Here is a 14,647-nt window from a genome sequence, read left to right as displayed (position 1 = left end):
CGCTGGCTTTCGGAAACGATGCCTTTCCATCGTTTCCATTTTCGAAAGGCGAGGCAAGGGGCATCTTCCGGTCATCGCAGCACGGCCGGTCCCCGGCGCGGTGCGGCCCCGAAGGAGTTCGTCCCATGTCCCCGAACGGCATCCATCACGTCACGGCCTTTTCCGGCGACGCGGCGCGCAACGTCGATTTCTACACCCGGGTGCTCGGCCTGCGCCTGGTGAAGAAGACCGTCAATTTCGACGATCCGGGCACCTACCACCTCTATTACGGCGACGAGACCGGCCGCCCCGGCACGATCCTGACCTTCTTCCCGATCGCGCACGCGGCACCCGGCCGGGTCGGGATCGGCGAGACCCAGGAGACCGCCTTCCGGGTGCCGCGCGCCGCGATCGGCTGGTGGACCCATCGCTTCATCGAGAAGGGCGTCACCCACGAGGCCCTGGTCCAGGTCCACGGCGAACCGACCCTGCGCTTCCGCGACCCCGATGGCATGATGCTGGCCCTGGTCGGCACCGAGACGGCGGACACGGACGCGCCCTGGAGCGGCGCCGAGATCCCGGCGGAGTCCGCGATCCGCGGCTTCCACGGCGTCACCCTGCTCCTCGAGGAGGCGGAGGCCACGGCGGCGGTCCTCACCGGCGTGTTCGGCTTCCGGGAGGCCGGCCGCGAGGGGGCTGCGACCCGCTACGCCAGCGGCGCCGCGGAGGGCGGCTTCGTGACCCTGCGGGCGGTGGGCAGGTTCCTGCCCGGCCGTCAGGGCGCCGGCTCGGTGCATCACATCGCCTTCCGGGCGGCGGACGATGCGGAGCAGGCGCGGATGGTGGAGGTGCTGACCCGGACCCACGGGCTCGGCGTCACCGAGCAGCGGGACCGGCAGTACTTCCGCTCGGTCTACTTCCGCGAGCCGGGGGGCGTCCTGTTCGAGATCGCCACCGACGTGCCGGGCTTCGCCGTCGACGAGCCGGTAGAATCCCTGGGCCGCGCCCTCAAGCTGCCGGCCTTCCTGGAGCCTCACCGGGCCCAGATCGCGGGGCACCTGCCCGAGATCGCCTGACGCGACAGGCGCCCGCTCCCCCCGGAGCGGGCGCGCCCTCCCCCGACATCCGCGAGGTTGCCATGACCGAGACATCCCTGGGCTTCGTCCATCGCTTCGTGCCCGCCGCCGCGCCCGGCCGGCCGCCGCTCCTGCTCCTGCACGGAACCGGCGGCGACGAGGCCGACCTCCTGCCCCTCGGTCGGACCCTGCTGCCCGGCGCCGCCCTGCTCTCGCCGCGCGGCGCCGTGCTGGAGAACGGCATGCCGCGCTTCTTCCGCCGCCTCGCCGAGGGCGTGTTCGACGAGGCCGACATCCGCCGGCGCGCGGCCGACCTCGCGGGCTTCGTCGCCGAAGCGCGCGCGGCCTACGGCCTCGCCGCGCCGGTGGCGGTCGGGTTCTCGAACGGCGCCAACATCGCCGCGGCCCTGCTCCTGCTGCATCCGGAGGTGCTCTCCGGTGCGGTGCTGCTGCGTCCGATGGTGCCGCTGCGCGAGACGCCGCCGGTGGACCTCGCCGGACGGCCGGTGCTCATGCTCTCGGGCGCGTCCGACCCGATCGTGCCGGCCGCCGATGCGGGGGCGCTCGCCGAACGCCTGCGGGCCGACGGCGCCGCCGTCACCCACGAGACCCTGCCGGTCGGGCACGGCCTCTCGCAAGCGGATGTGACCCGGGCCGGCGCCTGGCTCGCGGGCCTCGCCGCCGCCTGACCTCAGGCCGATGCCCGCCGCCCGCCGCGGCGGGCATCGATCAGGGTGTAGCCGACCGCGCCCAGCACCATCAGGGCGAGGACGTACCAGGTCAGGGCGTAGACGAGGTGGTTGTCGGGGAAGTGCACGATCGTCAGCCCGCCCACGGGCCAGCCGCCGGGGTTCGGCGCGGCGTCGGCATCGATGAAGTAGGGGGCGACCCCCGTCAGACCCTGTGCCGCCGCGATGCCCGCGACGTCGCGGGAATACCAGCGCCCGGCCTCGGGGGCGTTGCTGCGCAGGAAGGCACCGCCCGGTTCGGTCAGGCGCAGCAGGCCGGTGACCGTGGTCTCGCCACCGAGCTGCCCGTCCGCCCGGGTGGCGGGATCGCGCCGGTTCTGAGGGACGAAACCGCGATTGACCAGGATCGTGGTGCCGTCGCCGCGCGCCAGCGGCGTCAGGACCCAGAATCCGGCACCGAGGTCGGTGACGGCCTGGACCAGGGTCTCGCGATCGTTGCGGAAGTGCCCGGAGGCCCGCACGCGCCGATAGGCATCGGCCTCCCCCGTCAGGCCGTCCCAGGTGCCGGGGCCGGGTGCGTCGACCGGATCGGCCCGCACACGGGCTTCGACGCGGGCGACGAGGTCGTGCTTCCAGGCCCGGCGCTGGACCTGCCAGGTCCCCAGCGCCGCGAGACCCGTCGCCAGGACGAGCCCCGCGATGGCGATGGCGGCGAGGGCCAGGGGAGAGCGCCGCGCCGCCGGTCGAGGGCCGGCCATCAGCCCATATGCATGTGCTGCGGCATCATGTTGGTGTTGAGGTGGTACATCACCCACAGGGAGCCGGCGAGGGTGATGATCACCAGCGTCAGGGTGAAGATCAGCGCCAGGATGGTCCAGCCACCCTCCGACTTCGTGTTCATGTGCAGGAAGTAGATCATGTGCACGACGATCTGCGCCACGGCGAAGATCATGATGACGATGCCGGTGATCCGGTCGTTGCCGATCACGTTGCCCATCACGAGGATGAACGGGATCGCGGTCAGGATGACCGACAGCACGAAGCCGGTCATGTAGTCCTTGAAGGTGCCGTGGCTGGCGCCGTCGGCGTGCCCGTGGTCGTCGTGTCCTGCCTTCGACGCAGCGCTCATTGCAGGACTCCCATCAGGTACACGAAGGTGAAGACGCCGATCCAGATCACGTCGAGGAAGTGCCAGAACATGCTAAGGCAGAGCAGCCGGCGCTTGTTCTCGGGCACCAGCCCGCGCTTGTGCACCTGCGCCATCAGCGTCACCAGCCAGACGATGCCGAGGCTGACGTGCAGGCCGTGGGTGCCGACCAGGGTGAAGAAGGCCGACAGGAAGGCGCTGCGCTGGGGCGTGGCGCCCTCGTGGATCAGGTGGTGGAACTCGTAGAGCTCGAGCCCGACGAAGGCGAGGCCGAACAGGCCGGTCACCGCCAGCCAGATCTGTACCCGGCTGAGGTCGCCCTTCTCCATCTCCAGCATGGCGAAGCCGTAGGTGATGGAGGAGAACAGCAGCATCGACGTGTTCAGCGCCACCAGCGGCAGGTCGAACAGGTCCTTCGGCGACGGTCCGGCGGCGTAGTTCCGGCCCACCACCGCGTAGGTGGCGAACAGGGCCGCGAAGATGAGGCAGTCGCTCATCAGGTAGAGCCAGAAGCCGAGCATCGTGCTCCCTTCCGGGTGATGCTCGCCCTTCGCGTCGTAGAAGGCCGTCGGGTCGACCTGGGGGATCGCCACCGACGGGCTTCGGCCCGGCTCGAAGTTCATGGCGGGAGAAGCGTGGGTTGCCATGATCTCAGACGCGCTCCGCCAGCAGGGAGGTCCGCTGGGCTTCCGTCCGGACGACCTCGTCGGCCGGGATGTAGAAGTCGCGGTTGTAGTTGAAGGTGTGGCCGATCGAGACGACCGCGATCGCGGCGAAGCTGAAGGCCGCGAGCCACCAGATGTACCAGATCATCGCGAAGGCGAAGACGATGCTCAGCACCCCGAGGATCAGCCCGGCCGCGGTGTTCTTCGGCATGTGGATCGGCTTGAAGCCCTGGAGGGGGCGGGCGTAGCCGCGCTTCTTCATGTCCCACCACGCGTCGTGATCATGAATCACCGGCGTGAAGGCGAAGTTGTAGTCCGGCGGCGGCGACGAGGTCGCCCATTCCAGGGTCCGGCCGCCCCACGGGTCGCCGGTCGTGTCACGCAACTGGTCGCGGCGCAGGAAGCTCACCACCAGGGTGACCGCGAAGGCGGCGATGCCGCAGAGGATCAGCAGCGCGCCGAAGGCCGCGATGACGAACCAGATCTGCAGGGACGGGTCGTCGAAGTGCTGGACGCGGCGGGTCACGCCCATCAGGCCGAGGACGTAGAGCGGCATGAAGGCGAACCAGAACCCGGTCAGCCAGAACCAGAACGACACCTTGCCCCAGAACTCATCGAGCTTGAAGCCGAAGGCCTTCGGGAACCAGTAGGTGATGCCGGCGAGCATGCCGAACAGCACGCCGCCGATGATCACGTTGTGGAAGTGGGCGATCAGGAACAGCGAGTTGTGCAGCACGAAGTCGGCCGGCGGCACGGCGAGCAGAACGCCGGTCATGCCGCCGATGACGAAGGTCACCATGAAGCCGACCGTCCAGAGCATCGGCACTTCGAAGCGGATGCGGCCCTTGTACATGGTGAAGAGCCAGTTGAAGATCTTGGCGCCCGTCGGGATCGAGATGATCATCGTCGTGATGCCGAAGAACGAGTTCACGCTGGCGCCCGAGCCCATCGTGAAGAAGTGGTGCAGCCACACGAGGTAGGACAGGATCGTGATTACGACGGTGGCGTAGACCATCGAGGCGTAGCCGAAGAGGCGCTTGCTCGAGAAGGTCGAGACGATCTCCGAGAACACGCCGAAGGCCGGCAGGATGAGGATGTACACCTCCGGGTGCCCCCAGATCCAGATCAGGTTCACGTACATCATCGGGTTGCCGCCGAGGTCGTTCGAGAAGAAGTGCGTGCCGACGTAGCGGTCGAGCGACAGCAGGGCGAGAACGGCCGTGAGGATGGGGAAGGCGGCGACGATGAGGATGTTGGTGCAGAGCGCGGTCCAGGTGAAGACCGGCATCTTCATCATGGTCATCCCCGGCGCCCGCATCTTCACGATGGTGGCGATGAGGTTGATGCCCGAGAGCAGCGTCCCGATCCCGGCGATCTGCAGCGCCCAGATGTAGTAGTCGACGCCGACCCCCGGACTCATGGCGGGTCCCGAGAGCGGCGGATAGGCCAGCCAGCCGGTGCGGGCGAACTCGCCGACGAACAGCGAGGCCATCACGGTCACGGCGCCGCTCACCGTCATCCAGAAGCTGAAGTTGTTGAGGAACGGGAAGGCGACGTCGCGGGCGCCGATCTGCAGCGGCACCACGAAGTTCATCAGGCCCGTGACGAGCGGCATCGCCACGAAGAAGATCATGATCACCCCGTGGGCGGTGAAGATCTGGTCGTAGTGGTGCGGCGGCAGGTAGCCCTCGTTCGGCCCGAAGGCCATCGCCTGCTGCGCGCGCATCATCAGCGCGTCGGCGAAGCCCCGGAGCAGCATGATCAGGGCCAGCACGATGTACATGATGCCGATCTTCTTGTGATCGACGGAGGTGAACCAGTCGCGCCAGAGGGGACCCCAGAGGCGGAAATAGGTGAGCGCGCCGAGCACCGCGACGCCGCCGAGGCCGACCATCGCGAAGGTGATGAGGAGGATCGGCTCATGAAGCGGCACGGCGTCGAGCGTCAGGCGCCCGAACAGGAGCTTCTGGAGATCCGGATTGGAGAACATGGGACCTGCTCGTGAGAGAAGAGTGCCGAACGGGGGGGGCGCGGGCGTCCGAGGCGTCCGCGCTATCGATTGAGTTGGCCGGGCGCCACCGGGTCGGACCCCTTCGAGTCCTTCCCGTCGCCGGCGGGGCCGCCATGACCCGAATGGCCTTGACCCGAATGGCCTTGACCCGAATGGTCATGTCCCATCGCGCCGTGGCCGGAATGCTCGGGCGCCGAGCCGGGCTTCACCTCGGGGGCGATCGACTTCGGCTTCATGCCCTCGGGCTGCTCCTTGCTGCGCGATTCGCGGCCCGAGCCGCCCACCGTGGCCGCCGGGGCCTCGATGCCCTGCTCGGCGTAGCGGGTGTCGTATTCGAGCCGCGCCCGGTTGGCGTGGCTCTCCTTGCCGGCGCCGCCCATGGCGTCGATGTGCATCATCTCGTTCATGCACATCTTGCCCGGCACGGCGCACATGTTCAGCACCGCGCCGTAGAGGCCGTTCTCCACGCTGGAGAAGTAGCGCACCGGCTCGCGCTCGCTCGGCTTCTCGAGGGCGAGGTAGCTCTGGCGGTCGAGGGGCTTGCCCTCGGCCTTCACCTTGGCGACCCACTGGTCGAACCCGGCCTGGTCGAGGCCGTGGAACTTGAAGTTCATCCGCGAGAAGCCGGAGCCGCTGTAATTGGCCGAGAGGCCCTCGTAGGTGCCGGCCTTGTTGATCACCGCGTGGAGCTTCGTCTCCATGCCGGCCATGGCGTAGATCTGCCCGGCGAGCGCGGGGATGAAGAACGAGTTCATGACGGTGGCGGAGGTGATCTTGAACGAGATCGGCACGTCGACCGGCGCGGCCAGTTCGTTGACGGTGGCGATGCCCTGATCTGGGTAGAAGAACAGCCATTTCCAATCGAGTGCGACGACCTCGACCGTCAGCGGCTTCACGCCGGCGGGCAGCGGCCGGTCCGCATCGAGGCGGCTCAGGGGGCGGTACGGATCGAGGGTGTGGGTGCTGATCCAGGTGAGCGCGCCGAGGGCGATGACGATCACCAGGGGCGCCGACCAGATCAGGACCTCCAGCTGCGTGGAATGGTGCCAGTCGGGATCGTACTCGGCCTCGGTGTTCGAGGCGCGGTAGCGCCACGCGAACAGGAGTGTGAAGGCGATGACCGGGATGATGATGAGCAGCATCAGGCCGGTTGAGGCCAGGATCAGGTCGCGCTGCCGGGCCGCGATGTCGCCGGAGGGCTGCATCAGGACCATGTTGCAGCCGGACAGCAGGCCGAACAGGGGGAGGAGCGCGAGCGTACGGAGGGTTTTGACCGGCATGGACTCGTCTGGCACCATCTCGGATGAGCGACGTCCCCCGGCCCCGATTGACCGAGGGAGGAATCGTCGGCTCTCAATTCGCTGCATTGCATCAATCTGACAAGTCGCGCGCGGCGCGTCTGATCAGCGCTAGGCTCATAGCGGGCACAAGACAAAGCGCGCTATAGACAGATCCCATCATTTGACGAAAGGCGTGAAGGGACCGCGCTATTTGTCAGGGGGCGCGTCACGCTGCGCTTTGACGCAGACGAAACGCAGGGCGTACACGTGTCTCCCATCCCTGGGCCCGGCGCGCTGCGGCGCACCCGATTCGGCCCCGAACGCACGAAGCGAGCACGGTTTCCTCGATGAGCGCAGAATACGCAGTGCCATCCTCCACGTCGCTGGAACGCGATGCGCACGAGGCCTCCAGCGACCACCGGGTCGCGCCGGGCGAGATCGCCATCGGCGTGGTGATCGGCCGCGCTGCCGAGTACTTCGACTTCTTCGTCTACGGCATCGCCTCGGTGCTGATCTTCCCCGGCGTGTTCTTTCCCTTCGCGGATCCGCTCACCGGGACGCTCTACGCCTTCGCGCTGTTCGCCCTGGCCTTCATCGCCCGCCCGATCGGCTCGGTGATCTTTATGGAGATCGACCGGCGCCACGGGCGCGCGGCCAAGCTCACCATCGCCCTGTTCCTGCTCGGCGGCTCGACCATGGCGATCGGCTTCCTTCCGAACTACCAGCAGCTCGGCGCGCTCTCGATCTGGATCCTCGCCGCCCTGCGCTTCGGCCAGGGCCTCGCCCTCGGCGGCGCCTGGGACGGGCTCGCCTCGCTGCTGGCGCTCAACGCGCCCGAGAAGCAGCGCGGCTGGTACGCGATGATCCCGCAGCTCGGCGCCCCGGTCGGCTTCATGCTGGCGAGCGCCCTGTTCGCGTTCTTCCTCGGCAACGTCTCCAACGCCGACTTCCTCGACTGGGGCTGGCGCTACCCGTTCTTCGTGGCCTTCGCGATCAACGTCGTCGCGCTCTTCGCCCGCCTGCGCCTCGTGGCCACCGAGGAATTCTCGCGCATGCTGGCGATGCAGGAGTTGGAGCCGACCCCGATCCTGGAGCTGCTGCGGAGCCATGGCCGCTTCGTGCTGATCGGCGCGGTGGTGCCGCTCGCGAGCTTCGCGCTGTTCCACCTCGTGACGGTGTTCCCGATCAGCTGGATCCACCTCTTCACCCAGCGCTCGGCGGGTGAGTTCCTGCTGGTGCAATGCTCCGGCGCCTTCCTCGCCGCCGGCACCATCGTGCTCTCCGGCGTCCTGGCCGACCGCATCGGCCGGCGCACCCTGGTGGGCGTCGCCGCCGGCCTGATCGGGCTGTTCGCCCTGGCGAGCATCGCCGCGCCGATCATCTTCGGCGACAGCGAACTGGGCCAGACGATCTACGTCTTGATCGGCTTCGGCCTGCTCGGCCTGTCCTACGGCCAGACCTCGGGGTCGGTGACCGCCAATCTCGGCACGCGCTACCGCTACACCGGCGCCGCCCTGACCTCGGATCTCGCCTGGCTGATCGGGGCCGGCTTCGCGCCCCTGGTGGCGCTCGGCGTGTCGAGCCGCTTCGGCCTGTCCTGGGTCGGCGTCTACCTCCTGTCCGGCGCCGTCGCGACCCTGTGCGCCCTCGCCTTCAACCGCCGCGAGACCGCCCGCCTCTGAGGCCGGTCCCGGCCACCCACGAAGGAGCCCCGGACGGCGGACCCGCTTCCGGGGCTTCTTTCGTCGTCCGGGGACCCGGCGCGCCGGTGGGCGTTGGGATGTGACGGGGCGGAGACCCCGTCCGGGATCGAGGCGGGAAGCGTCGTGGCGAAGCTGATCTACACCCGCCTCGAGGACCACCCGCGCGAGACCTACGTCATCACGAGCGGGGCGCTGATCGTCGGTCGGGTCGATTGCATCAGCGAGGCGCCCGCCCCCGCCGCGCAATGGACCTGGAGCCTGCACCTCGACATCGGCGCGGCGCCGTTCCGGCGGGGCGCGACGGTCTCGTCGCGCGACGCGGCGGTGGCGGCCCTGGCGGAAGCCTGGACCGAGTGGAAGCACTGGGCGGGCCTGCGCGACGCGGACCCGGCCGGGGCGGCCCATGGCGCGCCACCGCCGAAGGCGCTGCCCTAGCGCGGCGGTCCCGTCGGTCAGACCATCCCGAGCGCCTGCATGTAGAGCTCGAGGATCGCCTCCTCCTCCTGGCGCTCGGCATGGTCCTTCTTGCGCAGCGAGATGATCTTGCGCAGGGCCTTGGTGTCGAAGCCGGTGCCCTTGGCCTCGGCGTAGACGTCCTTGATGTCGGAGGCGAGGCCGGCCTTCTCCTCCTCGAGGCGCTCGATGCGCTCGATGAAGCTCTTCAGCTGGTCGGCGGCGACGGAGGAAGCGTCGACGGCGGGTGCGGCGGATGCGGCCATGGTCGTCTCGTGTCCCTGATCTGCGAGGCGCGTGGGGCCGCGCCGGAACCGCCTCGATAAGCCGTCAAGCTTACCGGGACCTTAGTGCGGCTCCGCCGCGGCTTTGGCGAAGGCCGCCTGTTGCTCCGCCGTCGCCTCCGGCTGGTGCAGGCGCTTCCACTCGGCATAGGGCATGCCGTAGACGCGCTCGCGGCTCTCCTCCTTGTCCATCGGCAGGCCGCGGGCATCGGCGGCGTCCTTGAGCCAGTTCGACAGGCAGTTGCGGCAGAACCCGGCCATGTTCATCAGGTCGATGTTCTGCACGTCGGTGCGGGCCTGCAGATGGGCGACGAGGCGCCGGAACACGGCGGCCTCGAGTTCGGTGCGGGTGGCGTCGTCGATCTCGGTCATGGTCGTTCTCCCAGTCGAGGCCTGAGGTCGGCGCGCGGCGGCCTCCCGTCAAGCGCGGATCGGCAGCATCGGCCGCAGGAGGCGCGCGAATCGCTCCGCCCACTCGGCCTGGCCGGCCTCCCCCACGATGAGGTCCTGGCGGATCTCCACCAGGGCGTTCGGCAGGCCGCGGGCCATGGCGTGGCGGTCGATGGTGTCGCCGGGCAGGCCGCCGCCATAGGGCTCGTTGTCCCCCACCGTCAGGCCGGCGGGGTCGGCCCGGAGGCCGGCGATCAGGGGCGCGCTCATGCGGTCGTCCCGGTCCCACAGGATGCCGACCTCCCAGGGGCGGGGCACCCCGCGCCAGTAGGGCGTGAAGCTGTGGATGGTGACGATGGCGGGCCGGATGCCGGTCGCCTCGGCCTGCGCGATCCCGGCCTCGATCGCCACGTCGAAGGGCGCGTAGAAGCGCCGGATGCGCTCGGCCTTGCCGGCCTCGTCGATGCGGGCGTTGCCCGGCACCACGGCCCCGTCGGAGAGGCGCATCACCAGGGTCGGGTCGGCCCGGCCCCGGTTCGGGTCGATGATCAGCCGCGAGAAGCGGGTCAGGATCGCCGGGGCGCCGAGCGCGGCGGCGAGCCGGCGCGTCACCCCGGCGGCGCCGATGTCGTAGGCGATGTGGCGGGCAAACTCGTGCTCCGGCACCCCGAGCTGCGCCAGGTCCTCCGGAACGTGGTTCGAGGCATGGTCGCAGATCAGGAGCAGGCCCCCGGCGGGATCGCCCGGGATGGTCTCGACGGGATGCGGTGGCTGCATGGGAGGCACGGTCCGGTTGGGCGCGGGCGGCATCGGGACGACGGAGGCGATGCAAGCCGCCGGCCGCGTCGCGGGCGGAGGTCCCGCGACGGCGCGGCTTGCCGAGGCGGCGAGCGTCGGGCACAGCACGTATCGCGGATCGCGCCGCGACGGCAACAATCCGGCACCATGCCGGGGGCACAACAATCCGGAGGAGAACCACCGGGCCGCCTTTGCGATCGACCATCGGAATACGGAAACGCCATGACCGCACCCGCAATGACCGCACCCGCCTCGACCGGGACCCGCCGCGCCCTCCTCCTCCATTGCCTCGACGAGGCCATCGCCGCCGCTCACCCGGTGCGCTGCCTCGTGCCCCACCTGCCCGCCCCGGGTCCGGGCCGCCTCATCATCCTGGGAGCCGGCAAGGCCGGCGGCAGCATGGCGGCGGTGGCCAGCCGGTTCTACCGGGAGGAGCACGGCGTCGATCCGAGCCGCATCGTCGGCCTCGCGGTCGCCCGCCACGGCTACGGCGAGGAGGCGCCGATGATCCGCATGGTCGAGGCCGGCCACCCGGTGCCGGACCAGGCCGGCATCGACGCGACCATCGACGCCCTGAAGATCGCCGCCGATGCCGGGCCGGACGACGACGTGCTGGTGCTGCTCTCGGGCGGCGGCTCGGCCAACTGGATCGCCCCGGCCGGGGAGCTCACCCTCACGGAGAAGCAGGCCATCACCAAGGCCCTGCTGCGCTCCGGCGCGCCGATCAACGAGATCAACGCCGTGCGCAAGCACCTCTCGCGCATCAAGGGCGGCCGCCTCGCCATGATGGCGCGCAACGCCCGCTCGATCCTGACGCTGGCCGTCTCCGACGTGCCGCACGACGACCCGGCCGTGATCGCCTCCGGCCCCACCGTGCCGGATCCGACGACGCTCGCCGATGCCCGCGAGATCTGCGAGCGCCGCGGCATCCCCCTGCCCGAGACCGCCAAGGCGCTCCTCGACGATCCGATCAACGAGACCCCGAAGGCCGGCGACCCCGCCTTCGCCCGGGCCGAGTACCGCATCATCGCCCGTCCGATCGACGCCCTGGAGGCGGCGGCGGCCGCCGCGTCCGCGGCCGGCTACGAGCCGGTGATGCTCGGACCCGACGTCGAGGGCGAGGCCCGCGAGGTCGCGGCCGAGCATGCCCGCATGGCGCTCGACCTGGCGAAGGCCGGCCGCAAGGTCGCGATCATCTCGGGCGGCGAGCTCACCGTGACCATCCGCGGCGAGGGCCATGGCGGTCCGAACCAGGAATACGCCCTGGCGCTCGCCCTCGCGCTCGACGGCGCGGACGACATCCTCGGCATCGCCGCCGACACCGACGGCACGGATGGCGGCCGCGGCGAGGCCACCGATCCGGCCGGCGGCCTCGTCGACCCGACGACCCTCGCCCGCGCCCGCGAGGCCGGGCTCGATCCCGCCGCGATGCTGGCCGACAACGATTCGACGAAGTTCTTCGCCACCATCGGCGACCTCGTGCAGCCGGGTCCGACACGCACCAATGTCAACGATTGCCGCATCATCCTCGTCGGCTAGGGGCCTCGCGCGCCCGATGGGACGCACGCGTTTCCGGTCCCTGCCGGCGCGCGCTCCCCTCTCCCCTCCGCAGGGAGAGGGCCGGATCGAGCGTGGCGCGTCCGCCCACCCCATCGAACGGGACATCGGACCGATCACACAGCCGGCGCCTCACCGAATGGCCGACGGGCCTCGCGCCTGTCGCGGGCTTCGCGGGTCCCCTCTCCGGGACGGAGAGGGACAGGGTGAGGTGCGTGGGTCGTCCGGAGAGGTCACGCACCTCACCCCAACCCTCTCCTTCCAGGAGAGGGAGCCCCGTGGCGTCTCGGGCCGGGGGTCGATCGATCCATCCCACGCGGCGACCGGCCCGTGGCGGCTGAGCGTGCAGCCCATCGCCCGAAGGCACGGGCCGGACCTCGTTGCGCGCAGCGGCGTCCGGATCCTCCGCTGCAGGAATGGACTCGCGGGCGCGGCCCTGGCGATGCTCGCGCTGCTCCCCGCCCCCGCCCGCGCGGACCTGCGCATGTGCAACCAGACCGCCAGCAAGGTCGGCATCGCGCTGGGCTACCGCGACCCCCAGGGCTGGGTCACCGAGGGCTGGTGGGACGTGGCGCCGAAGGTCTGCGAGACGCTCCTGAAGGGCTCCCTCGCGGCGCGGTTCTACTACGTCTACGCGGTGGACTACACGCGCGGCGGCGAGTGGAGCGGACGCTCGCTGATGTGCACGAAGGATCGCGAATTCACGATCCGGGGCGTCGAGGACTGCCTCGCCCGCGGGCTCGACCGCAACGGCTTCTACGAGGTCGATACCGGCGAACAGAAGAGCTGGACGATCCAGCTCACCGACCCGAATCAGCCGGTGACGCCGGCGCCGTGAGGCGCGGCCGGGGCGGGCGCGGGTCTCACGCCGGAGATCCGCTGCCTGTCGGGGCGCCCTCCCCCGCGTCCCGGGACCGACGCCGGTGGTCCGTTCGGGACGGCCACGGGATCGCGGTTCCTGACCGGGGGGCGGATGTTCCGCCTTCGACCCAACCCGGTCGTTCGATGCGACTTCTGATGCGCCGGAAACCGGTCATTCAGAACAGATAGCTGCGGACGGTCAGCCACGCTCCACGGCTCAAGCCTTAGCGACGAGGCCGATCTGGTCGAGATAGCCATCCAGCTCACCGAGATGGTCGGCCGCGACGAGTGCGCCGATGTACCCATCAGGACGCACCAGCACCCAGTCCCCTTCTTCGAGCCCGTAGGCGGTACGGAAGTGCCCGAACGTATCGATCAGGTCGCCGCGGGGACTGATGTGGTGGATGTGCAGCCCGGGTCGCGGGGTGTGGGTGGCCCGGTCCACCATGTAGCCGATCTGGGTCCAGTGCGGCCCTTTCAGAAGGTCGAATACACGCACAACCTGCCCGGCAGCACCCGTCAGCGGCGCATCCGGTGCGCGATCACCCACGAGGATGCGGCGGTTGCGCTCGGAGGCCTCGAAGGCCAGAGAGGAAGTCGGATAACCAAGATCGAGTTGCTGTACCTCGCGGCCGCGGCGCATGTCACCGCGCTTGGCCGCTTCGAGCAGCCCCGTGGATAGCCCCAGCATCGCCGCCGCGATCGGCCGACGCTCTTCCTCATAGGTGTTCAGCAAGGCGGCAGGCGCGCCCTCCAGTACCGCTGCAAGCTTCCAGCCGATATTGTAGGCGTCCTGTACGCTCGTGTTCAGGCCCTGTCCGCCTGTCGGTGGATGGATGTGCGCGGCGTCCCCCATCAGGAACACCCGCCCCGAGCGGTAGCTGTCGGCCAATCGCGCGTTCATGGCGTAGGCAGAGGCCCAGGGCACGTCGTGCACCATGATGACGAACCCATCCGGGGCGCGAGCTGTGATGAACGCCTGCAATCCCGCGATGGATAGGTCCGGTTCGCCTTCGGCAGAGATCGGGGCCTGCAACTGGAACAAATCCGTTCCGGCCAGCGGGCACAGCGCCAACTGGCGGGCCATATCGCCCTCGTTGAAACGGTGCCAGATCGTGCGGTCGAGCCCCGACAGCCGCAGGTCAGCGACCACGGCACGCACGCCGAGCGTCTTGCCTGGAAACCCGATGCCCAGAGCATGGCGCACGAAGCTGCGGCCTCCGTCAGCGCCCACGAGGTAGCGCGCTCGGATGGTGTACGCGCCGCTCTGATCGATCACGTTGGCTGTGACGCCCTCAGCATCTTGCCTGAAGCCCGTCAGTGCGCAGCCGTAGTGCGGCTGGCGTCCGTGTTCAGCCAGACGCTCACGCATCACCTGCTCGGTGCGCCCCTGCATCACCATCAGCGGAACCCGGTATGGCTCGTCAGGGGCGGGCTTCGCGTCGGTAAACATCTCCTCGTCCGTGTGGGTGCCATCCGGACGGTAGGTCCGCTGGTTGGGATAACGGCCGCCGACCGCTGCGATACGATCGACGAAGCCGAGGTCCTCGAAGATTTCGAGCGTGCGAGGCTGGATGCCCTTGCCACGCGAGCCGCCGAACGGGGCCTGTGCTTTCTCGACGAGGCGGAAGCTGATGCCTCGCCGGGCCAGATCGACGGCAAGCGTCAGGCCCGCCGCGCCGGCCCCACAGATCAGAACGTCGGTGCTGGAAAAGTCTGTCATGACAGCCCATTTATGTGTATTATGCACATAA

At 69.5% G+C, this 14,647-nt stretch carries 16 protein-coding genes; 7 read left to right on the top strand and 9 right to left on the bottom strand.

Features of this window, described 5'->3' with window-relative positions; translation table 11 throughout:
• Positions 1–125 precede the first annotated feature (125 nt).
• Together AC0IWM_RS14895 and AC0IWM_RS14890 are read left to right on the top strand one after the other, a co-directional pair.
• Positions 126–1,055, top strand: coding sequence for a ring-cleaving dioxygenase (locus tag AC0IWM_RS14895; protein WP_471756223.1), 930 nt, complete (start codon positions 126–128; stop codon positions 1,053–1,055).
• 62 nt (positions 1,056–1,117) lie between these two features.
• Positions 1,118–1,744 carry an alpha/beta hydrolase gene (locus AC0IWM_RS14890; protein WP_471756221.1) on the top strand — a complete coding sequence of 209 codons (627 nt, stop codon included), beginning with the start codon at positions 1,118–1,120 and terminating at the stop codon, positions 1,742–1,744.
• A gap of 2 nt (positions 1,745–1,746) precedes the next feature.
• On the opposite strand, the gene AC0IWM_RS14885 is transcribed toward AC0IWM_RS14890, so the two are convergent.
• The 5 genes from AC0IWM_RS14885 to cyoA all read right to left on the bottom strand — a co-directional run bounded on the left by AC0IWM_RS14885 (position 1,747) and on the right by cyoA (position 6,847).
• Complete coding sequence (locus tag AC0IWM_RS14885; RefSeq protein WP_471756219.1) at positions 1,747–2,502, bottom strand: SURF1 family protein; 756 nt, start codon at positions 2,500–2,502, stop codon at positions 1,747–1,749.
• The gene (cyoD, locus tag AC0IWM_RS14880; protein WP_471756217.1) at positions 2,502–2,873 is read right to left on the bottom strand and encodes a cytochrome o ubiquinol oxidase subunit IV; all 372 of its coding nucleotides are present in this window, start codon (positions 2,871–2,873) and stop codon (positions 2,502–2,504) included. The genes AC0IWM_RS14885 and cyoD overlap by 1 nt, the downstream gene beginning before the upstream one ends.
• Positions 2,870–3,514: a cytochrome o ubiquinol oxidase subunit III gene (gene cyoC / locus AC0IWM_RS14875; protein WP_243214495.1), complete on the bottom strand. Its 645-nt coding sequence runs from the start codon at positions 3,512–3,514 to the stop codon at positions 2,870–2,872. The genes cyoD and cyoC overlap by 4 nt, the downstream gene beginning before the upstream one ends.
• A 28-nt stretch (positions 3,515–3,542) precedes the next feature.
• A complete protein-coding gene (gene cyoB / locus AC0IWM_RS14870) occupies positions 3,543–5,546 on the bottom strand; it encodes a cytochrome o ubiquinol oxidase subunit I (protein WP_471756215.1) in 2,004 nt (667 codons plus the stop codon).
• Between the two features lie 62 nt (positions 5,547–5,608).
• The gene (cyoA, locus tag AC0IWM_RS14865; protein ID WP_471756213.1) at positions 5,609–6,847 is read right to left on the bottom strand and encodes a ubiquinol oxidase subunit II; all 1,239 of its coding nucleotides are present in this window, start codon (positions 6,845–6,847) and stop codon (positions 5,609–5,611) included.
• A gap of 347 nt (positions 6,848–7,194) precedes the next feature.
• Here cyoA and AC0IWM_RS14860 point away from each other — a divergent pair, with 347 nt between their 5' ends.
• Both AC0IWM_RS14860 and AC0IWM_RS14855 read left to right on the top strand, forming a co-directional pair.
• Positions 7,195–8,529: an MFS transporter gene (locus AC0IWM_RS14860; protein ID WP_471756211.1), complete on the top strand. Its 1,335-nt coding sequence runs from the start codon at positions 7,195–7,197 to the stop codon at positions 8,527–8,529.
• Between the two features lie 144 nt (positions 8,530–8,673).
• On the top strand, positions 8,674–8,985 hold the full coding sequence (locus AC0IWM_RS14855; protein WP_471756209.1) for a hypothetical protein: 312 nt from the start codon (positions 8,674–8,676) through the stop codon (positions 8,983–8,985).
• A gap of 17 nt (positions 8,986–9,002) precedes the next feature.
• Here AC0IWM_RS14855 and AC0IWM_RS14850 read toward each other — a convergent pair whose 3' ends face one another.
• From AC0IWM_RS14850 to AC0IWM_RS14840, 3 genes are all read right to left on the bottom strand, one after another.
• Positions 9,003–9,269 (bottom strand): DUF2312 domain-containing protein, encoded by a 267-nt coding sequence (locus AC0IWM_RS14850; RefSeq protein ID WP_056180857.1) that lies wholly within the window; start codon positions 9,267–9,269, stop codon positions 9,003–9,005.
• An 81-nt stretch (positions 9,270–9,350) separates the two neighbouring features.
• Entirely contained in the window at positions 9,351–9,659 is a 309-nt protein-coding gene (locus AC0IWM_RS14845; RefSeq protein ID WP_471756207.1) for a DUF1244 domain-containing protein, read from the bottom strand.
• A 48-nt stretch (positions 9,660–9,707) separates the two neighbouring features.
• Positions 9,708–10,454, bottom strand: a complete 747-nt coding sequence (locus AC0IWM_RS14840) for an N-formylglutamate amidohydrolase (RefSeq protein WP_471756205.1) — start codon at positions 10,452–10,454, stop codon at positions 9,708–9,710.
• Between AC0IWM_RS14840 and AC0IWM_RS14835 the strand changes: the two genes are divergently transcribed.
• From AC0IWM_RS14835 to AC0IWM_RS14825, 3 genes are all read left to right on the top strand, one after another.
• On the top strand, positions 10,453–10,701 hold the full coding sequence (locus tag AC0IWM_RS14835) for a hypothetical protein (protein WP_471756203.1): 249 nt from the start codon (positions 10,453–10,455) through the stop codon (positions 10,699–10,701). The genes AC0IWM_RS14840 and AC0IWM_RS14835 overlap by 2 nt on opposite strands.
• Positions 10,698–12,014: a glycerate kinase type-2 family protein gene (locus AC0IWM_RS14830; protein WP_471756201.1), complete on the top strand. Its 1,317-nt coding sequence runs from the start codon at positions 10,698–10,700 to the stop codon at positions 12,012–12,014. Before AC0IWM_RS14835 ends, AC0IWM_RS14830 begins: the two co-directional genes overlap by 4 nt.
• Before the next feature lie 460 nt (positions 12,015–12,474).
• Entirely contained in the window at positions 12,475–12,870 is a 396-nt protein-coding gene (locus AC0IWM_RS14825) for a DUF1036 domain-containing protein (RefSeq protein ID WP_471756199.1), read from the top strand.
• A 240-nt stretch (positions 12,871–13,110) separates the two neighbouring features.
• Here AC0IWM_RS14825 and AC0IWM_RS14820 read toward each other — a convergent pair whose 3' ends face one another.
• Entirely contained in the window at positions 13,111–14,616 is a 1,506-nt protein-coding gene (locus tag AC0IWM_RS14820; protein WP_471756197.1) for an FAD-dependent oxidoreductase, read from the bottom strand.
• Positions 14,617–14,647 lie beyond the last annotated feature (31 nt).

The sequence above is a fragment of the Methylobacterium sp. AC433 genome (assembly GCF_979253015.1).
The sequence above is the reverse complement of the archived record's forward strand: the minus strand, read 5'-3'. Positions and strand labels throughout refer to the sequence as shown.